At 46.8% G+C, this 18853-nt stretch carries 19 protein-coding genes; 11 read left to right on the forward strand and 8 right to left on the reverse strand.

The window, feature by feature from the left end:
- Window positions 1–59 precede the first annotated feature (59 nt).
- From Q7V21_RS17695 to folD, 9 genes are all read left to right on the forward strand, one after another.
- On the forward strand, window positions 60–548 hold the full coding sequence (locus Q7V21_RS17695) for a Na+/H+ antiporter subunit E (RefSeq protein ID WP_304918554.1): 489 nt from the start codon (window positions 60–62) through the stop codon (window positions 546–548).
- Window positions 545–796 (forward strand): monovalent cation/H+ antiporter complex subunit F, encoded by a 252-nt coding sequence (locus Q7V21_RS17700; RefSeq protein WP_304918555.1) that lies wholly within the window; start codon window positions 545–547, stop codon window positions 794–796. Before Q7V21_RS17695 ends, Q7V21_RS17700 begins: the two co-directional genes overlap by 4 nt.
- Window positions 789–1085, forward strand: coding sequence for a monovalent cation/H(+) antiporter subunit G (mnhG, locus tag Q7V21_RS17705; protein WP_304918556.1), 297 nt, complete (start codon window positions 789–791; stop codon window positions 1083–1085). Before Q7V21_RS17700 ends, mnhG begins: the two co-directional genes overlap by 8 nt.
- Window positions 1075–1983, forward strand: a complete 909-nt coding sequence (locus Q7V21_RS17710; RefSeq protein ID WP_304918557.1) for a hydrogenase subunit MbhD domain-containing protein — start codon at window positions 1075–1077, stop codon at window positions 1981–1983. The genes mnhG and Q7V21_RS17710 overlap by 11 nt, the downstream gene beginning before the upstream one ends.
- On the forward strand, window positions 1980–2264 hold the full coding sequence (locus tag Q7V21_RS17715; RefSeq protein WP_304918558.1) for an NADH-quinone oxidoreductase subunit K: 285 nt from the start codon (window positions 1980–1982) through the stop codon (window positions 2262–2264). The genes Q7V21_RS17710 and Q7V21_RS17715 overlap by 4 nt, the downstream gene beginning before the upstream one ends.
- Window positions 2261–3682, forward strand: a complete 1422-nt coding sequence (locus Q7V21_RS17720) for a complex I subunit 5 family protein (RefSeq protein WP_304918559.1) — start codon at window positions 2261–2263, stop codon at window positions 3680–3682. Before Q7V21_RS17715 ends, Q7V21_RS17720 begins: the two co-directional genes overlap by 4 nt.
- Entirely contained in the window at window positions 3682–5199 is a 1518-nt protein-coding gene (locus Q7V21_RS17725) for a proton-conducting transporter membrane subunit (protein ID WP_304918560.1), read from the forward strand. The genes Q7V21_RS17720 and Q7V21_RS17725 overlap by 1 nt, the downstream gene beginning before the upstream one ends.
- The gene (locus tag Q7V21_RS17730; RefSeq protein WP_304918561.1) at window positions 5196–6842 is read left to right on the forward strand and encodes a complex I subunit 5 family protein; all 1647 of its coding nucleotides are present in this window, start codon (window positions 5196–5198) and stop codon (window positions 6840–6842) included. The genes Q7V21_RS17725 and Q7V21_RS17730 overlap by 4 nt, the downstream gene beginning before the upstream one ends.
- A 76-nt stretch (window positions 6843–6918) precedes the next feature.
- Window positions 6919–7773 carry a bifunctional methylenetetrahydrofolate dehydrogenase/methenyltetrahydrofolate cyclohydrolase FolD gene (folD, locus tag Q7V21_RS17735; protein ID WP_304918562.1) on the forward strand — a complete coding sequence of 285 codons (855 nt, stop codon included), beginning with the start codon at window positions 6919–6921 and terminating at the stop codon, window positions 7771–7773.
- Window positions 7774–7821: 48 nt separating this feature from the next.
- Here folD and Q7V21_RS17740 read toward each other — a convergent pair whose 3' ends face one another.
- The 4 genes from Q7V21_RS17740 to Q7V21_RS17755 form a co-directional block, all read right to left on the reverse strand.
- Entirely contained in the window at window positions 7822–10203 is a 2382-nt protein-coding gene (locus Q7V21_RS17740; protein WP_304918563.1) for a phosphoketolase, read from the reverse strand.
- Between the two features lie 2 nt (window positions 10204–10205).
- On the reverse strand, window positions 10206–11414 hold the full coding sequence (locus Q7V21_RS17745) for an acetate/propionate family kinase (protein ID WP_304918564.1): 1209 nt from the start codon (window positions 11412–11414) through the stop codon (window positions 10206–10208).
- 155 nt (window positions 11415–11569) lie between these two features.
- Window positions 11570–12952, reverse strand: coding sequence for a cysteine--tRNA ligase (cysS, locus tag Q7V21_RS17750; RefSeq protein ID WP_304918565.1), 1383 nt, complete (start codon window positions 12950–12952; stop codon window positions 11570–11572).
- A gap of 3 nt (window positions 12953–12955) precedes the next feature.
- Entirely contained in the window at window positions 12956–14623 is a 1668-nt protein-coding gene (locus tag Q7V21_RS17755; protein ID WP_304918566.1) for a glutamine--tRNA ligase/YqeY domain fusion protein, read from the reverse strand.
- Window positions 14624–14787: 164 nt separating this feature from the next.
- Between Q7V21_RS17755 and Q7V21_RS17760 the strand changes: the two genes are divergently transcribed.
- Together Q7V21_RS17760 and Q7V21_RS17765 are read left to right on the forward strand one after the other, a co-directional pair.
- Window positions 14788–15369 (forward strand): peptidylprolyl isomerase, encoded by a 582-nt coding sequence (locus tag Q7V21_RS17760; RefSeq protein ID WP_304918567.1) that lies wholly within the window; start codon window positions 14788–14790, stop codon window positions 15367–15369.
- Window positions 15370–15387: 18 nt separating this feature from the next.
- Entirely contained in the window at window positions 15388–16140 is a 753-nt protein-coding gene (locus Q7V21_RS17765) for a UDP-2,3-diacylglucosamine diphosphatase (RefSeq protein ID WP_304918568.1), read from the forward strand.
- On the opposite strand, the gene Q7V21_RS17770 is transcribed toward Q7V21_RS17765, so the two are convergent.
- The 4 genes from Q7V21_RS17770 to rplS all read right to left on the reverse strand — a co-directional run bounded on the left by Q7V21_RS17770 (window position 16129) and on the right by rplS (window position 18792).
- Window positions 16129–16857 carry a thioredoxin fold domain-containing protein gene (locus Q7V21_RS17770; RefSeq protein ID WP_304918569.1) on the reverse strand — a complete coding sequence of 243 codons (729 nt, stop codon included), beginning with the start codon at window positions 16855–16857 and terminating at the stop codon, window positions 16129–16131. The two genes, Q7V21_RS17765 and Q7V21_RS17770, sit on opposite strands and share 12 nt — an antisense overlap.
- A 14-nt stretch (window positions 16858–16871) precedes the next feature.
- Window positions 16872–17357, reverse strand: coding sequence for a YajQ family cyclic di-GMP-binding protein (locus Q7V21_RS17775; RefSeq protein WP_304918570.1), 486 nt, complete (start codon window positions 17355–17357; stop codon window positions 16872–16874).
- Window positions 17358–17425: 68 nt separating this feature from the next.
- Window positions 17426–18331 carry a site-specific tyrosine recombinase XerD gene (gene xerD / locus Q7V21_RS17780; protein WP_304918571.1) on the reverse strand — a complete coding sequence of 302 codons (906 nt, stop codon included), beginning with the start codon at window positions 18329–18331 and terminating at the stop codon, window positions 17426–17428.
- A gap of 116 nt (window positions 18332–18447) precedes the next feature.
- Window positions 18448–18792, reverse strand: coding sequence for a 50S ribosomal protein L19 (rplS, locus tag Q7V21_RS17785; RefSeq protein WP_069295780.1), 345 nt, complete (start codon window positions 18790–18792; stop codon window positions 18448–18450).
- Window positions 18793–18853: the final 61 nt, after the last annotated feature.

Raw genomic sequence — 18853 nt, forward strand, 5'->3', positions numbered from 1 at the left:
CAGTCAACAGACTGATGCATGAACGTACAGTCAATAGTGAAACAGGAGTTGTTTGTCAGATGACTAAGGCGCAACCAGCACTTTCAGTCAAAATTATTTTAGGCTGGTTAATCTTGTATAGCTTGTTTTGGCTTGTGCTGGCAGGCGGTGAGGGCTTAGCGTTTGGGGCGATCATGGCTATCGCAGCAACCTGTATCAGTTTTTATTTGGTACCGCCCCTTCCTGCTTTTCAACTGAGATATCTGCCACATTTTGTGATTTTTTTCGTCACCGAAATGGCCATAGGCGGATGGGATGTCGCAAGACGCGCTTTATCCCCTTCTCTGCCAATCAAACCCGAATGGGTCGTCTATTCGCTGCAAGTTAATTCTGAACCAATCAAATTAACCTTGTCCGCCCTGCTCGGGTTAATGCCGGGGACCCTGGCGACAAAATATCACAATCAACAATTACATCTACATGTTCTGGATAGCACACAAGACTGGCAAACCGTTGTGACAAAACTCGAACAACAGCTGTCGCGGCTCATGGGAGGGATAACAAAATGATGGTGCTGACCTGTCTTTTGTTGGTGACCATTATGGTGGGCTTATGGCGTGTTGTTATGGGTCCCAGCCGCATAGATCGGCTGATAGCTGTACAACTCTTTGGTACAGCTGGCACAGCCTTGTTGCTGTTATTGTCGCAAACCCAACGCATACCTGCCTTGCTGGATGCCGCCCTGATACTTGCACTGTTAGCCGCATTGCTCTCAGCAGCCTTAGTGCAATATATGCGAGGTGATCAACATGATTGAACTGATCAGTTTGGTGGTGATTTCCGTAGGGGTGTTTTTCTTTATGGCCGGCACCATCGGCTTACTGCGTTTTCCGGATGCTTTCAGTCGCCTTCATGCGATTACCAAAGCGGATACGCTCGGTTTGGGATTGGTGATATTTGGCTTGATTCTGCAGGCCGACTCAGCGCGCAGCGTAGTGCTAATGCTCATCATCTGGATACTGATGATGGCGTCTGCTGCAACGGCTTGCCAATTGTTAGCGCGCTATCAGAAACGTTCTGACGAGGATATGCAGCATGATGACTGACTGGTTGTTTGATGGAGTACTGGTCAGTTTGTTGTTGGCGCTTGCAGCAGCGAGTGTTTTCACGCGCAGTTTATTTAACAGCATCATGCTGTATATCGCCTTTGGTTTGTTATTGGCGATCACCTGGGCAAGACTGGGCGCAGCCGATCTTGCTTTAGCTGAGGCAGCGATTGGGGCCGGCATTACCGGTGTTTTGTTGCTATCAGCCTACGCACAATCTCATGTAGTTCAGGGTCAACCGCAAAAGCGGCGCATTCCATGGCTGGCTTTGGCTTTTTTAATGCTGATTTTAATCTGGCTGTTCCGGGCAGTTTGGCCGTTGGCAGACTTCAGCAGTACCTTACCAGATTTGAGTCAACGGGCTTTGGCAGACAGCGGCGTCAGTCATCCAACCACCGCTGTGTTATTGAATTATCGCGCCTGGGACACTTTATTAGAATTGGGTGTGTTATTGCTGGCCTTTCTGGGTGCCAGACAATTAGCTATTCGTCCGGTTAAACTGCCCACCAGCTGGCCGCTGTTAACCGCTTGGAGTCAGCTATTAGCACCCATTATTGTTGTTGTCGGTGGCTATATTTTATGGCGCGGTACCAGTGCCCCGGGAGGCGCATTTCAGGCGGGTGCGTTATTGGCGGCAGGGGCTATTCTGCTCAGATTAACGGAAGTCTTACCTCCATTCAGTTGGCGCTCGCTTTGGTTAAGAGGCTTAGTATTAATGGGGGTTAGCCTGTTTATCACTGTAGCTGCCCTCACCGCCTGGTTAGGGGATACCTGGCTACAATATCCACTGGCTTATAACGGCCTGCTTATTTTCAGCATTGAAGTGGCTGCAACGCTGTCAATCGCCGCTACATTGACCTGGCTGGTCGTGGGCGAAAGAGAGTTCAGACACACATGACTGCGATTCAACTGTATTTATGTCTTGGTGTGACTTTGTGGGGGCTCGGCAGTCTGGGTCTGTTACTGGCCCGAAACTTTATCCGGCGCATTATCAATATCAATATTGCAGGTAATGGTGTGTTTATGGTGATGGTGGCTTTAGCCAGCAGGGAAGCAACCATTGATCCCGTTTTACAGGCATTGGTTGTCACGGGTCTGGTCGTCGCAGTCTGTGCAACGGCGTTTGCTTTAAGACTTTCCGTAGCCTACGCACAATCAAAACAAGACGCTGACAGATGAATTTTGCCTTACTTAGCATGGCGCTGCCTTTGATAACTGCGTTGCTGTTGCTGTTTATGCATCGACGGGCAGGCAGTGTGGTGATTATAGTCAGCTTACTGAGTCTCGCAGCTGCTTTGACCGCGATGTATCAGGTGCACCTTTTCGGGGTTCAGCACTTGCATCTGGGGGGGTGGCAAACACCACTGGGCATTCGGTTTCAACTGACGCCAGTCAATTCATTGTTACTGGTGTTTACCGCCTTAGTGCACAGTCTGGTGGCGATGTATGCCGCCTATAGTCGCCATAGCGAAACCAATACCACCGATTTCTGGCCATTGGCTTTACTGCTGCACGGCAGTTTAGCGGCTTTGTGGTTGTCCGCAGATTTATTTAACTGGTATGTCACCTTAGAGCTATTAGGTCTGGCCGCTGTGGCGATGGTGGCCTTATCAGGGCCTAAAGCCTATCGTCCTGCATTACATTATTTACTGCTGTCTCTGACAGCTTCGTTAAGTTATTTATTAGGGGTGGCATTGATTTATGGTCGCTATGGTTTATTGGACATCGCGTTACTGGCCGAAGTCACACAAGCCGATGCCACCACTCAGTCCGCTTTAATTCTGATGACACTCGGCTTAATGCTCAAAGCCGCCGTCTGGCCGTTACACCTTTGGTTGCCCAGTGCCCATGCCAATGCACCAACAGCCGTCAGTGCATTATTGTCAGCGGTGGTGGTGAAAGGTCCGTTCTATATTTTGTGGCTTATCTGGACAGAGATCGCCCCTGCAGAATTGGCCCAACCTACTGGTCTTTATCTCGCCATTATCGGTATTGCAGCGCTGATTCTGGGGGGATGGTGTGCCATCAGAACACCTTATCTTAAAGTCTTAGTCGCTTATTCCACTGTCGCACAGTTGGGTTATGCGACGCTGGCATTAGGCTTATTACTCTATTGGCAACAAACGCAGTTGCTGGTCGCGTTATGGTTATTTGTTATTGCACATGGGCTGGCGAAGGTATCGATGTTTCTGGTGGCTGGTGAAATGCAAGCAACGCTGGGCAGTAAGCGGGTCGCGACCTTAAAAGGAGCAACACAGACCATGCCCGTCGCTATGTTTGCCTTTGCTATTGCCGGGGGCAGCATTATTGGCCTGCCCCCCAGCGGCGGCTTTGTCGCCAAATGGGCATTATTACAACCCACACTTTCATCGCCCATTCACTGGCCTTGGGCGATCGGTATTTTATTGGGTACCTTCACCAGTGCTGTCTACGTATTTCGCGTCGTTGTAGTGAGCTTTAATCGGGCGGATCGGGTTGCACCGGCGTTCTCACCGGATAGATTTTCACATTGGCTTGCCATGTTACCAGCCTTGATGGCATGGCTAATGGCCATTGTCAGCGCACAGTTGATCCGCTTCCTGGGAGGCTTGCCCTGATGCAAGATTGGCTGACAACCTATTTGCCACTGATGTTGGTGCTCAGTTCTGTCATCCCTGGCCTGATTATCTTCAGTTTAAAAGAATCCCAGTTTCTGTTGCGCACCACGCTGAACTTAATGGGTGTGTTTACGCAGTTAGTGTTGGTGGGCTATATGCTGTTTGCCGTTACCCACGGCATTCAATTTCAGTTTAGTCTGCCCTTTCTGCCGGCAGGCGATTTGATTCTGCAAGCAGATGCATTGTCCCTGCAATTTATCAGCTTATCGTCGGTATTATGGCTTGCCACCACGGTATATGCGATTGGCTATCTTGAAGGTTCCGCCTTACGATCCCGCTTCTTTGGCTATTTCAGCTTATGCGTCAGTGCCACAGTCGGGCTCGCCCTTTCCGGTAATTTACTGACGTTTTTGGTGTTTTATGAAATGCTGACGTTAGCGACTTTTCCATTGGTCGTACACAGCGGTACACCTGCAGCATTACGCGCCGGACGAACTTATTTGATCTACACGCTCGGCGGAGGGGCCATCGCCATGGTCGGGGTGGCCTTATTGCATAGCCTGACGGGGAGTCCTCAGTTTGTTCCGGGTGGCTATCTGGCTGAATTTACTGCTGATCATTCCGTCAGCTTAACGATTGCTTTTGTGTTATTGATTGTAGGGTTAGGGGTCAAAGCGGCGCTACTCCCCTTGCATGGCTGGCTGCCACAGGCGATGGTTGCACCGGCACCGGTCAGTGCGTTATTGCATGCTGTGGCAGTGGTTAAAGCAGGCGCTTTTGGCATTATTCGTGTTGTGTATGACGTATTTGGCATAGAAGCATCAGATCAGCTGCATTTAACCCAAGGATTATTATGGCTGGCGGCAGCGACTATTTTGTATGGATCTATCAAAGCCTTACAGCAGCAGGAAATCAAAAAACGCTTAGCGTATTCAACGGTCAGTCAGGTGTCCTATATCACTTTAGGCGTTGCCCTGTTAGGCCCCATTGCAGCTATTGGCGCGCTGGTGCATTTAGTGCATCAGGGGCTAATGAAAATTACTTTGTTTTTCTGTGCCGGCAGTTTCGCAGAAACACTTAATGTCACTCGCATTAATGAAATGAATGGACTGGGACAACGCATGCCGTTGACCATGGCAGCCTTTACTATTGGCGCTTTAGGCATGATTGGTGTCCCGCCGATCGCCGGGTTTATCAGTAAATGGTATTTAGGTTTAGGCGCTTTAGAAGTTGGCCAGGATTGGGTTATCTGGGTTTTTGTCGGTTCTGGTCTGTTAAATGCGGCGTATTTTCTGCCGTTGGTCTATCGCGGCTGGTTTGCCAAACCACCGAATAGCTGGCCGGATAACACCCATTTTGCTGGTGGGACAGCAGGCTGGAAGGAAACACACTGGATGTTACTGGTCCCCACATTATTTACAGCAGCGTTAGCACTGATTGCCGGTATCTTTGCTGGGACAGGTTGGAGCCCTCTCGCTTGGGCGCAGTTTATCGTTTCACAGGAATTTAGCTTATGAGCTGGCTACTGTGGACCGGGATTCCGTTGTTACCCCTTATTGGCTGGGGTCTGCTGTGCAGCTATCCGGCTCTCGGCAAATGGCTTGCTTTGGTCACATTTCCTGCGTTGATTGCTGTGTTCATTGTGCCAGCGTCATTGGCATTGCCCGGGTTATGGCCGGGTGCACAATTGGGATTGGGCTCACTGGTAAATCAGGCATTTCTCGGCTTCAGTGCGCTGTTATGGGCGATTGCAACGATTTATTCAGCGAGCAGTGAACAAGATCATCCTCGCCAAACACGCTACTGGTTTTTCTGGACAGTGGCTATGAGTGGTAATTTTTTGCTGCTGATTGCCCAGGATCCTGTCAGTTTTTATGCAGGATTCACGTTAATGAGTCTTGCCGCATATGGATTAATTGTGCATTACCAAGGGCCATTACCGCGCCAGGCTGGCAGGTTATATCTGCAACTGGCCGTGCTCGGTGAGATGCTGCTATACGCCGGGTTGGTGATGCGGGTGCATGAGACCGGCGGCTTAATGCTGTTCGCAGATTGGCAAACTGTACCGATACAGACCACCACCGCCTTTTTATTATTGGTGGGTTTTGGACTCAAAGCAGGTTTCTGGCCGTTACATATATGGCTGCCTTTGGCCCATCCTGTTGCACCGGCCGCCGCCAGTGCAGTGCTTTCAGGAGCGATGTTAAAAGCGGGCATTTTAGGCATCTGGCAATTTATCCCTGTGGAAAGTGCCTTCAGTCAGCAATACGCACCAATGTTGTTTTATATTGCGATCTTCAGTGCTTTTTATGGTGTGGCAGCCGGGCTGATACAACAAAAAACCAAAACGGTACTGGCGTTTTCATCTGTAAGCCAAATCTCCTATCTAGTGATAATCGTGGCCTTAGCCTGGCAGGATCCGGAAAACCTATCTGTTTGGATCACACTGCTGGCTTTTTATGCTGTTCATCATGGTTTGGCAAAAGGCGCCTTGTTTCTGGGCGCAGGACTAACCTCAAGCTATCAATTAACACGCTGGCAATTTGCCTTACTCTTTATCCCTGCGCTGGCACTGGCAGGCATGCCGTTCACTGGCGGAGCCGTAGTGAAAAACCTGTTAAAAGATGGTGTAGGAAGTTCTCTGTTTGAAGCACATTTGCCGATGCTGACCCTCGCCTCATTAGCCAGTGCGCTGCTGGTATTTCGGGCATTAAGCTGCATGTGGCGAGATCAACAACAAGTGGGATTACTACCCACTAAAAAAGCACAGGTTTACAGCTGGGTTTTATTGAGTCTGATGCCAATCGTCATTCCATTAAGCTGGCCTATCATGCATCACAGTTTTATCGACTTGCTCAGTCTGGCAAGTATCTGGAAACTACTCTGGCCCATTGGGCTGGCAGCATTAATCTCCGTTGTCTTTCTTCTCAAACCAGTGCAATTGCCCAAATTGTCTTCCGCAATCGGCCGCCGTTTATCGTTACGTGTGAAGTTTTGGCAAAATCATCTGCCGATTCCGGAAGGCAGCATTTTTATTAATGCCGCAAAATTGAGACGGGTCGAAAGAAGATGCAATCATCACCTTAAAGCCAGTGCTATTTCGTTTAGTGTCGTGATGATGGCCATCAGTCTTGTGCTTTTGGCCCTGTTATTAAGCTAAACGACCACCTTTATTTTTTGCCGTGGCTGACGCAACGTGCGATCATAGCCGCTTTTGAAAGGCCGGAATCCACAGAATGACTGCTCAAATCATCGACGGAAAGACAATTGCTGCCGAGCTAAAACAGAAAATCAAAGCGGCAACCCAAATGCGCCTCGCCACTGGCAAACGTCAGCCTGGACTGGCGGTTGTATTACTGGGTGAAAACCCTGCCTCACAGGTTTATGTGGGCAGCAAGCGTCGCAGCTGTGAAGAAGTGGGTTTTAAATCTGAATCCTTTGATTTGCCGGAAACCACAAGTGAACAAGAGCTACTGGATCTGATTACTCAGCTCAATCAAGACGATGAAATTGATGGCATTCTGGTCCAGCTACCTTTACCAGCACATATCAATTCCGATGCAGTCATCGAACACATATCCCCCAATAAAGATGTTGATGGGTTTCATCCATATAATATCGGCCGGTTAGCGCAACGTAATCCCCAATTACGTCCTTGCACACCGAAAGGGGTGATCACGATGATGCAATCTGTTGGCATCGAACTTAAAGGCAAAGAAGCAGTGGTGGTCGGTGCATCCAATATTGTCGGTCGTCCCATGGCACTTGAATTATTGCTGGCTGGTTGCACAACCACGGTTTGCCATCGCATGACCAAGGATCTGGAATCGCATGTTCGCCGTGCTGAGATTTTAGTGGTTGCTGTCGGTAAACCCGATTTTATTCCAGGTAACTGGATTCGCGAAGGTGCGGTGGTGATTGATGTCGGCATTAATCGTTTAGAAAACGGTAAATTAACTGGTGATGTCGAATTTGACAAAGCCAGTCAAAAAGCAGCGTGGATTACGCCGGTTCCAGGCGGTGTAGGTCCGATGACTGTTGCCACACTTCTTGAAAACACCTTATTTGCTGCAGATCAGCTACACCCTTAAACATTACTTGCCCCTCCAAAATCAGGAGGGGCAAGTTGAATTTCCCAATTAACTATTCCACTGCCAATCCCGAATTTCCGGTAGGTCCTGGCCATGTTCGCGGATATAGTCATCATGTTCGGCAAGTTTCTGCTGAATAAATAAATTGAGTTCAGATACCTTCTCAGATGGAAGTTGAGGTAAATGCTTGACGGCGTTTTCCATCAAATGAAAACGATCTAAGCCATTAATAACGGCCATATCAAACGGCGTGGTGGTGGTTCCCTCTTCTTTAAAACCATGCACATGCAAATTCTCATGATTGGTACGACGATAAGTCAAACGATGAATCAGCATCGGATAGCCATGATAGGCAAAGATAACAGGTTTATCTTGAGTAAATAACGCATCAAAGGCATCTTCTTCGAGTCCATGTGGATGCTCACTCGGAGATTGTAATTTCATCAAATCCACGACATTAATCACGCGGATTTTCAGTTCAGGTAAAAACATCCTGAGTAATTGGACTGCAGCCATTGTTTCCAATGTCGGCACATCACCGCAACATGCCATTACCAGATCAGGCTCTTTACCTTCATCATTACTGGCCCACTCCCACACTCCGATCCCTGCCGTGCAATGTTTGACCGCGGATTCCATATCCAACCACTGTGGCGAAGCCTGTTTACCGGCGACCACCACATTGACGTAATTCCGGCTACGCAGACAGTGATTGGTCACTGATAATAACGTATTGGCATCGGGTGGCAGATAGACACGAACTACTTCAGCTTTTTTATTCACCACATGATCGATAAAACCAGGATCCTGATGCGAAAAACCGTTGTGATCCTGACGCCAGACATGCGATGACAATAGATAATTCAGCGACGCTATGGGTTTACGCCAAGGAATCTGATTACAGATTTTCAACCACTTGGCATGTTGGTTAAACATAGAATCGATAATATGAATAAACGCTTCGTAGCAGGAGAAAAAACCATGTCGACCGGTTAATAAATAGCCTTCCAGCCAGCCCTGACACTGATGTTCACTGAGCATTTCCATCACTCTGCCATCCTTAGACAGCTTGTCATCGCCTGGGATCATCTCGCCCATCCAGGTTCTGCCAGTCACATCCAAAACATCCTGCCAGCGATTGGAGTTATTTTCATCGGGACTGAATAAACGAAAGTTGTTATTCGGAAGATTCTGCTGCATCACATCGCGTAGGAATTTACCCATTACCCGGGTAGCTTCGCCTTTTGTTCCTCCGGGATTTTTGACTTCCACAGCATAGTCGCGAAAATCAGGCAACACTAAATCCTGCAATAACTGTCCACCATTAGCATGTGGATTCGCTCCCATGCGACGTGTGCCAGAGGGTGCTAGTTCTGCTAATTCAGGAATAAGCTTACCGCCTTGGTCAAACAGTTCTTCCGGTCGATAGCTTTGCAGCCATTTATTGAGGATCTCGACATGGCCTTCCTGATCCATATCGCCCATTGGCACCTGATGGGAACGGAAAGTCCCTTCGGTTTTTTTGCCATCCACCTCTTTCGGACCTGTCCAGCCTTTTGGTGAGCGCAGAATAATCATTGGCCAACGCGGCCGCAGATGCACACCATGCTCCCGTGCATCAGTTTGAATATGCCGGATTTGTTCCATGGCTTTATCCAATGTAGCAGCCATTAACTGGTGCATTTGCTGCGGATCATCGCCTTCAACAAAATACGGCGTATAACCATAGCCATAAAATAACGCTTCAAGTTCATCATTAGGGATCCGCGCCAGCACAGTCGGGCTGGCGATTTTGTAGCCATTGAGATGTAAAATTGGCAATACCGCACCATCATGCTCAGGGTTCAAAAATTTATTGGAATGCCAGCTGGTTGCCAGAGCCCCCGTTTCTGCTTCACCATCCCCGATCACACAAGCCACAATCAAATCAGGATTATCAAATGCAGCACCATAGGCATGTGATAAGGCATAACCGAGTTCACCACCCTCATGAATCGAGCCTGGTGTTTCGGGTGCAACATGGCTTGGCACACCACCCGGAAACGAAAACTGTTTAAATAAACGTTTCATTCCGGCTTCGTCTTGGGAAATTTCCGGATAGGTTTCACTGTAGCTGCCTTCCAGATAGGTATTGGCCACCAATGCCGGACCGCCGTGCCCCGGACCGGCAATATAAATCACATTCAGATCATGTTGCTTGATGACCCGATTGAGATGCACATAGACAAAGTTGAGCCCGGGGGTGGTGCCCCAGTGTCCCAATAATCTAGGTTTAATATGACTCGCGTGTAATGGTTGTTTTAATAATGGATTGTCATAAAGATAGATTTGCCCTACAGACAAATAATTTGCCGCGCGCCAATAGGCATGCATCTTATCCAATAAACCCTGATCGAGTGGCTGTAATGTCTTTGATGTTTCAGATGTCATGGTTACTTTTCCCCTTGATGATTCAGGTTCAACTGATCACACATGGATTGTGCAATCATTAATTCTTCATTGGTCGGGATCACCCAAACAGTTACCCTGCTTTGCGGTGTTGAAATACGCAGAGCATTTTGCTGATTCAATTCGTTATCCAATTCAATGCCGATAAATGCCAAGTCTTGACAAATCAGTGCCCGAATTTCCGCTACGTTCTCGCCTATACCTCCAGAAAAAACCAGCGTATCCAAACCGCCTAACGCCGCAGCATAAGCACCAATCTGTTTTCTCGCCTGATAACAAAACACATCAACAGCATCCCTGGCATGCGAATCTTCTGAACATTTTTCCAATAACTGCTGCATATCACTGGTGATGGTTGAAATGCCCAGCAACCCAGATTGCTGGTTAATCATTGTTTCAAACTGATCGCCAGTCATGCCTTCACTTCGGTTAAGCAGGCCAAATAATCCTGGATCCAGATCACCACTGCGACTGCCCATCACCAATCCTGCCGCTGGTGTCATCGCCATTGTGGTATCAATAGATTGCCCATTTATGACGGCTGCCATACTGGCACCATTACCCAGATGCGCCAGGACGATCTTGTCCTGCAGAACTTTTTCGCCAATGTGCTGATGTAATATCTGCATCAGGTATCGATAAGACAAACCATGAAAACCGTAACGGTATATTCCCTTCTCGTAATAAAAACGAGGGATGGGCAATAATTTGGCCACCACTGGCAGGTTCTGATGAAACTCGGTATCGAAACAAACCATTTGCTTTAACTTTGGGAACTGCTGCCCAAATGCTTCGATTAACTGAATTTCACCGGGTAAATGCTGTGGATCAAGAGGCGTGATTGCGGATAGATGATTGAGTAAATCTTGAGTAACCCACTGAGGTTTTTTGTAAAGATGACCGCCATGAACAATTCGATGTCCGATAGCATTAACCGAGCTGATATCAAGATTATCCTGAAACCATTCAACCAATACCGTCACCGCTTGCCGATAATTATCGGCTTTGACATCAAATGCTGATTCTTCTGCTTGAATTGGATTTTTGACGCGCAGACTGGCTGTTGGCAATCCCAGACCTGTGAGTTTGCCGGATAGAACGGGAACGAGCGATTCGGTTACGTTATACAACGTAAATTTGATACTGGATGAACCACCGTTGATAGTAAGTAGATACGTTTTATCTTGGGGCATAATCGATCCATTAGATTGAATTCGATCATGCCCAGACTAAAACGCTTTGTATACCCAAAAAGCAGATTAGCAAAGCTGTCGTTGACTTAGATCAAGCACTACCCGGAAAAATTTAATTGTCTCAGCTACTATCAGCAGGTGGTCTACTACGAACTTTAAATTTTACGCCAGCTGGTTTTACCTGCAGCATCTTCCAACACAATTCCCATTGCCGTTAGTTGATCACGTACTTGATCTGCGCGAGCCCAGTCTTTTGCGGCACGGGCAGCATTACGTTCAACAATCAGCTGTTCGATTTTGCCCGATTCATCCTGCTGACCACCGGTAAGGAAGTCTTCTGCGGATTGCTGAAATAAACCAAGTACATCACCAAATGCCAATAATAAACCAGCCAGATAAGCTGATTTTTGCTGGTCATTTTCTTCGCGAGCTTTGTTGAGTGCCTGACGCACATCTGCCAATACCGATAATGCCAGAGCCGTATTAAAGTCATCATCCATGGCTTCAGCAAAACGTGGCGCAAACTCAGCATCATCCTGCCATGTCACTTTTTGAGGGGTGATATCACGCAGCGAATGATAAAAGCGCGTTAATGCAGTTTTCGCTTGCTCCAGCTGATCTTCCGCATAGTTCAATGGACTGCGGTAATGACTCATCAGAATAAAATACCGCACAGCTTCTGCCGGATATTTGGCTAATACTTCACGCACAGTAAAGAAGTTACCCAGCGACTTGGACATTTTTTCGTCATCAATCCGCACAAAGCCATTATGCATCCAGTAATTCACATACTGGCAGCCATGCGCCCCTTCGGATTGAGCGATTTCATTTTCATGATGCGGGAATTGCAAGTCCTGCCCGCCACCATGAATATCAAAATGATGGCCCAGGCTATCTGCGGACATCGCGGAACATTCAATATGCCAACCGGGACGACCCGGTCCCCAGGGCGATTCCCAGGAAGGTTCTTCCGGTTTTGCCGCTTTCCAAAGCACAAAATCCAGTGGATCGGTTTTTGCCTCATTGACGGCCACACGCTCACCGGCACGCAAGTCGTCAATATGTCTGCCCGATAATTTGCCGTAACCTTCAAATTCGCTGACATCGTAGTAAACATCACCATTGTCAGCCACATAGGCCAGACCTTTATCAATCAGGGTCTGCACCATCTGTTGCATGGCATCAACGGCTTCTGTAGCTCTTGGCTCAAGATCAGGCCGCAAAACACCTAATGCATCGGCATCAGCATGCATTTCATCAATATAACGATCGGTTAACGCCTGAATAGATTCGCCATTTTCCATAGCGCGTTTGATGATTTTGTCATCGATATCCGTAATATTGCGGATATAGGTCACATCATAACCACTGGCCCGCAGATAACGCGTCACCACATCAAACACCACCATTACCCGAGCATGACCAACATGACAGAGATCGTATACCGTCATACCGCAGACATACATTTTAACTTTGCCGGGTTCGATGGGTTTAAAGACTTCTTTCTGCCTGGATAAGGTGTTGTAAAGTTTTAACATTTTTTATTTATCTGAAGTTTCTTTTAGACCAATGGTCAGATTGAATACCGGCATATCCGCACTATGATCATAACGATCACTGACAAAATAGCCTTCTCGTTCAAACTGGAAAACAGTTTCGGGTTCACAATTCACAATAGCCGGTTCTGCAATCGCCTGAATGACCTTTAACGAATCCGGGTTTACGTCATCAAGATAGTTACCCGTTGCTTTTCCCGGAGCTTCCGCCAAAAACAATCTGTCGTATAAGCGCAATTCGACTTGTTTGCCTTCCGTGGCTGAAACCCAGTGAATAACTCCCCGTGGTTTTATGTCAGCTGGTGGATTCTGGCCAACCGTATCAGGCACTAACGAGGCAATCACTTCAATGATGTCACCGTTGTCATTCTTGATGACATCCTCAGCCTTAATGACATACGCCCCGCGCAGACGCACATAATCGCCAATTACCAAACGCTTGAACTTTTTCCGGCTCAGACTGGTGTCTTCAGTAAAGTCGGAGGCATCAATAAAAATCTCTTTAGTGAATGGCAATGAGCGATGGCCCATAGCTTCCTGTTGCGGGTGATTGGCAACTTCCAGCCATTCAGTATTATCAGGGCCGTTGGTGATGCTGACTTTCAAAGGATTCAGCACACACATGGCACGCGCTGCGTTTTCATTCAAATCTTTGCGGATTTCAAATTCCAGCTGGGCAATATCCACAATACCGTCTGTTTTAGCTACAGCCAGACCGTCACAAAAAGCACGTAATGCAGCAGCGGTATAACCGCGTCTTCTCATCCCTGAAATCGTTGGCATTCTGGGATCATTCCAGCCGGTAACAATATGTTCATCGACCAGTTGTTTTAAGTTGCGCTTACTGGTCACCGTATAATTAATATTGAGTCGACCAAACTCATACTGCTTTGGCTGCGTGGGCACAGGCAGGTTTTCAAGAAACCACTCATACAAAGGACGGTGGTCCTGAAATTCCAGCGTGCAAATACTGTGGGTAACGCCTTCAATCGCATCGCCCTGTCCATGAGCAAAATCATAGCTGGGGTAAATACACCATTTATCACCCGTTTGGTGATGCGACTGCTTACGAATGCGATAGAGAATAGGATCACGCAGGTTCATATTCGGCGAAGCCATATCGATTTTCGCGCGCAAAACACAAAAACCTTCAGCAAAATCGCCTTGCTTCATTTTTTCAAACAAAGCCAGGTTTTCTTCTACGCTGCGATTACGAAATGGAGATTCTTTACCCGGCTTGGTCGCCCAACCCCGATACTCACTGGCTTGTTCGGCGGTTAGATCACAGACATAGGCTTTGCCTTGCTTGATAAGGTGAATGGCCCAATCGTAGAACTGCTCGAAATAGCTTGACGCATAACGCACCTCACCGGCCCATTGAAAACCCAGCCACTGAACATCTTCCATAATGGCTTCAATGTATTCCAGCTCTTCTTTGGCTGGATTAGTGTCATCAAAACGCAGATTGCACTCACCGCCGAACTCCTCAGCCAAACCAAAGTTCAGGCAGATGGATTTGGCATGTCCAATATGTAAAAAACCATTGGGCTCGGGAGGAAAGCGAGTCACTACTTTTTCGGCAACCCTGCCAGCGTTAATATCTTCCTGAATAATAGGGCGTATAAAATTATGATTGACAGCAGATTCAGACATATTGAATGTTTACAGTTAAATGTGAACGCGCATTATACGCTGTCAGCAGCGTCGGGTAACAGCGCTGTTTCGTTATGTTGCCTCAGAAAAACTGTTTCGAGTTCACCTGAATCCCTCTGATGCACTATCATGATGGTTTTTTGCAATTTTGGAATTAAGCCACCATGAAAATACTCTATCGCCATCTGGCGCCTTTGTTTATTGCTTCGTTTTCTCTGGCAGCACATGCGGAAGGCGGCAGCTCGCAACCCAAAGTGAAGCTCACTACCAATCACGGCGATATTGTTATCGCGCTGAATGCTGATAAAGCACCTGAAACTGTCAAAAACTTTATTCAATATGTTGAAGCTGGTTTTTATGACGGCACTATCTTTCACCGTGTCATTGAAAACTTCATGATTCAGGGTGGTGGATTTGATGAATCCTTCCAGCAGAAAAAAACCGAAGCGCCTATCCAGAATGAAGCGGATAACGGTTTGAGTAATAAACTCGGTAGTATTGCTATGGCTCGTACCGGCGATCCGCATTCAGCAACTGCCCAGTTTTTTATCAATACTAAAGATAACGACTTTTTAAATTATCGGGGTAAAACCATGCAGGATTGGGGTTATGCCGTGTTTGGGGAAGTGATTGAAGGTATGGATGTAGTTGATGCGATTCGCAAAGTGAACACCACTATGCGTGGGGGTCATCAGGATGTTCCTGCAGAAGCAGTTGTAATTGAAAAAGCGATTGTGGTCGAATAGTTCATCCTGCTAAAACTGATGAAAACCCTGTTTATCTCAGACCTGCATCTTAGTCCTGACCAGCCGGAGCTTATCCGGCTGGCTACCGACTTTGTTGCAAGTCAGGTTGATGTCGATGCTTTTTATATACTGGGCGATATTTTTAATACCTGGCTGGGTGATGATTTAATTCCTGGGGAATTTGAGCCATTTATCCACGCATTACAGGATCAGCAACGCAATGGTGCCCGTATTTATCTGATGGTCGGTAATCGTGACTTTATGTTAGGCCACGACTTTGCCAGACTGGTTGGCGGCTCTTTAATGGAAGATCCTGTGCTGGTAGATATTTACGGCCATTCTATATTGTTGATGCACGGTGATAGTTTGTGTACGGATGATGTGAGTTATCAGCGATATCGTAAAGTGGTTCGTAAACGCTGGCTGCAAAAACTGTTTCTGGCCATGCCGCTGACAATTCGGCAACGTATTTCAGATAAAATCAAAGCTAAAAGTAAACAGCAAAAGCAATATAAACAGGCTCAGATCATGGATGTTAATCCAGCTGCTGTTCGACAGGTAATGAATCAGCATAACGTTCATTTGTTACTGCATGGTCATACTCACCGTCCGGCGATTCACCAGCTGGGATCTGTGCAAAACATTCCAAACTATCGAATCGTCTTAGGTGACTGGCACTCTGAACCCAGTTATATCGAAATTACCGCTGAGAAAATACGCTTGTTCGATACACGCTTGCCTGAGGGTGAAACTCAGCTCTCATTTACTTGAGCCGAGATACTCATCCAGAATCTCACGTAGTTTTTTGGGTGGCACATAGCCCGGTAACATCTGTCCATCTTCCAGAAAAATAGCCGGCGTACCACGCACTCCCAATTTGCTGCCGATTTCGAAATGCTCAGCGACTGGGTTGTTTTCACATAAAGAGGTTTTTTTCACTTCTCGCTGTGCTTTGGCATCGGTCATCGCTTTCTGTTGATCTTTAGCGCACCAGACTTCTATTAGTTTATTGGCAGACTCTGACTCCGCCCCTGCCCGTGGATAGGCCATATATCGAATGCTGATCCCCAAATCGTTGTAGTCTTTTACCTGGCGATGTAATTCACGACAGTAACCACAATCAATATCGGTAAAAATGGTTACCGTATAATCCGGTTTTTTCGCGGCAAAGGTAATCAAACTTGCTTCGTCCAAATCATCCAATATGGCTTTTTTCATTTCCATACGCCGAGTTTCGGTGATGTTCTCGCGTGACTCAAGCGCCAACAAATCACCTTGCAATAAATATTTACCATCGGCAGTAAAATAATAAATGCGATTATCAATAATTCCCTCATACAAGCCGGTATCACCAACTGGTTCTAACGATTGCAATTGCATATCGGGTAATTGTTTTTTGAGTTCAGCTTTAAGTTTTGCCATTTCATCGGCATGAGCAAAACTCATGCAAAACAGTAATGGCAACCATGCCAGTCGGCTTAATTTCATTATTAATAAGTCTCTTAATCTCGAAAGTTGTTAAATTGCAGTGGCATATCAATAGAATCATGGCTTTTCAGTAGCGCCATTACCTGTTGCAGATCATCGCGTTTTTTGCCGGTAACTCGAACACTATCTCCCTGAACGGCCGCTTGCACTTTGATTTTGCTCTCTTTGATGAGTTTCACGATGGTACGTGACAAGTCTTTTTCGATACCTTCACGGACAATCACATCCTGTTTACGCATCTTGCCATAGCCGACTGGATCTTTAAGCTCAAGGCAGCTGATATCAATACCGCGCTTCACCAGTTTCATCCTGAGAATATCGAGCAACTGATCTAACTGGAAATCACTGTTGGCAAACATGGTCAGCGTTTTGTCAGACTGATCGACCTTGGCTTCGGTTCCGCGAAAATCAAAGCGGTTATCCAATTCACGGTTTGTCTGATCCACTGCATTGGTCAGTTCATGCTTATCGACTTCAGAAACAATATCAAATGAGGGCATTTGGCTTCTCCCAATCTAATTAATTTTAACCGGCAAGTTTAACATTGACGTTACATTGATACGAAAACTTATCCCCGTGGATGGTGCAGATGATGCATTTGCTGCAACCGAGCTTTTGCAACATGGGTATAAATTTGTGTTGTCGATAAATCAGCATGTCCCAGTAACAGCTGAACCACCCGTAAATCAGCACCATGATTTAACAAATGTGTGGCAAAAGCGTGACGTAATGTATGCGGTGACAGCGGTTTATCGATATGTGCCAATTTGGCATAACGTTTGATGATGTACCAGAAAGCCTGACGGGTCATTGAGCTTCCACGGCGCGTTGGGAACAGATCATCGGTGACCTGGCCTTGCAGTAACTGAGGTCGACTTTCCAGCAAATACAATTGCAACCAGTCCAATGCCGTTTCACCCAATGGGACCAATCTTTCTTTATTACCTTTACCAATACAACGAATCAGTCCCTGTCGCATATTGAGCTGTTCAAAGGTTAAGGCGACTAGCTCAGAAACTCGCAGCCCTGTGGCATACAATACCTCCAGCATGGTACGGTCCCTCATACCCAGTGCGCTTTCAGTGTCCGGTTGTGTCAGCAGGTTAATGACATCTTCTTCCGATAGACTTCCCGGCAAGGATTTGCCTAATCTTGGCGATTCCAACATTGCTGTAGGATCCGAATCGCGGATCCCTTCACGACATAAATAACGATAAAAACGACGCAGACTGGATAATAGACGGGCATCACTGCGAACTTTTTTTCCATCTCGCATTCGCTGCTGCAGATAACGCTGGATATGCTCACGTTCGGCATTGGTTAACGTCACATCAAATGGCTGTAACCAACTGGCAAACGCCACCAAATCATGTTGATAAGCCGTTACGGTATTATCACTCAGCCCTGATTCAAGCCATAAAGAATCTAGAAAACTTTGCAGATGACTTAGTTGTAGATCGCTAGGCTTTGTCATTTGATTGCTTCAGCTTGTCCATATTTTGATGACTAATTTCGAGCCACAAAAAAGGGACAAAGCTGAAGTCAACTTTGTCCCTTTTATAATTCAACGGATCTGACGACCCGCAGAAATTACAATTTTTCTTTAATACGTGCAGCTTTACCAGTCAAATCACGCAGGTAGTAAAGTTTCGCACGGCGAACATCACCACGACGTTTCAATTCTACACTGGCGATAGTTGGGCTGTGCGCTTGAAAAACACGCTCTACACCAACACCGTTAGAGATTTTGCGAACAGTGAAAGCTGAATGCAAACCACGGTTACGTTTTGCGATAACGATGCCTTCAAAAGCCTGTTCACGCTCACGCTCACCTTCTTTAATACGAACCTTGACCACAATTGTGTCACCGGCAGAAAAATCCGGAATATCGCTTCTCAATTGTTCAGCGTTAAGCTGATCGATAATGTTACTCATTGTTTGCTCCCAACTAATCCTGCCCGCGCTCGGCAATAAATTCTTCCAATAAAGCAGCCTG

The sequence above is a fragment of the Methylophaga sp. genome (genome assembly GCF_030651745.1).

Coding starts and splice junctions, on each gene's coding strand:
- Q7V21_RS17720 (WP_304918559.1), top strand. CDS start 2,261: ATGAATTTTGCCTTACTTAGCATGGCGCTGCCTTTGATAACTGCGTTG.
- Q7V21_RS17775 (WP_304918570.1), bottom strand. CDS start 17,357: ATGCCCTCATTTGATATTGTTTCTGAAGTCGATAAGCATGAACTGACC.
- cysS (WP_304918565.1), bottom strand. CDS start 12,952: ATGTTAAAACTTTACAACACCTTATCCAGGCAGAAAGAAGTCTTTAAA.
- Q7V21_RS17765 (WP_304918568.1), top strand. CDS start 15,388: ATGAAAACCCTGTTTATCTCAGACCTGCATCTTAGTCCTGACCAGCCG.
- Q7V21_RS17695 (WP_304918554.1), top strand. CDS start 60: ATGACTAAGGCGCAACCAGCACTTTCAGTCAAAATTATTTTAGGCTGG.
- Q7V21_RS17755 (WP_304918566.1), bottom strand. CDS start 14,623: ATGTCTGAATCTGCTGTCAATCATAATTTTATACGCCCTATTATTCAG.
- Q7V21_RS17740 (WP_304918563.1), bottom strand. CDS start 10,203: ATGACATCTGAAACATCAAAGACATTACAGCCACTCGATCAGGGTTTA.
- Q7V21_RS17745 (WP_304918564.1), bottom strand. CDS start 11,414: ATGCCCCAAGATAAAACGTATCTACTTACTATCAACGGTGGTTCATCC.
- mnhG (WP_304918556.1), top strand. CDS start 789: ATGATTGAACTGATCAGTTTGGTGGTGATTTCCGTAGGGGTGTTTTTC.
- rplS (WP_069295780.1), bottom strand. CDS start 18,792: ATGAGTAACATTATCGATCAGCTTAACGCTGAACAATTGAGAAGCGAT.
- Q7V21_RS17715 (WP_304918558.1), top strand. CDS start 1,980: ATGACTGCGATTCAACTGTATTTATGTCTTGGTGTGACTTTGTGGGGG.
- Q7V21_RS17760 (WP_304918567.1), top strand. CDS start 14,788: ATGAAAATACTCTATCGCCATCTGGCGCCTTTGTTTATTGCTTCGTTT.
- Q7V21_RS17725 (WP_304918560.1), top strand. CDS start 3,682: ATGCAAGATTGGCTGACAACCTATTTGCCACTGATGTTGGTGCTCAGT.
- folD (WP_304918562.1), top strand. CDS start 6,919: ATGACTGCTCAAATCATCGACGGAAAGACAATTGCTGCCGAGCTAAAA.
- Q7V21_RS17770 (WP_304918569.1), bottom strand. CDS start 16,857: ATGAAATTAAGCCGACTGGCATGGTTGCCATTACTGTTTTGCATGAGT.
- Q7V21_RS17700 (WP_304918555.1), top strand. CDS start 545: ATGATGGTGCTGACCTGTCTTTTGTTGGTGACCATTATGGTGGGCTTA.
- Q7V21_RS17710 (WP_304918557.1), top strand. CDS start 1,075: ATGATGACTGACTGGTTGTTTGATGGAGTACTGGTCAGTTTGTTGTTG.
- xerD (WP_304918571.1), bottom strand. CDS start 18,331: ATGACAAAGCCTAGCGATCTACAACTAAGTCATCTGCAAAGTTTTCTA.
- Q7V21_RS17730 (WP_304918561.1), top strand. CDS start 5,196: ATGAGCTGGCTACTGTGGACCGGGATTCCGTTGTTACCCCTTATTGGC.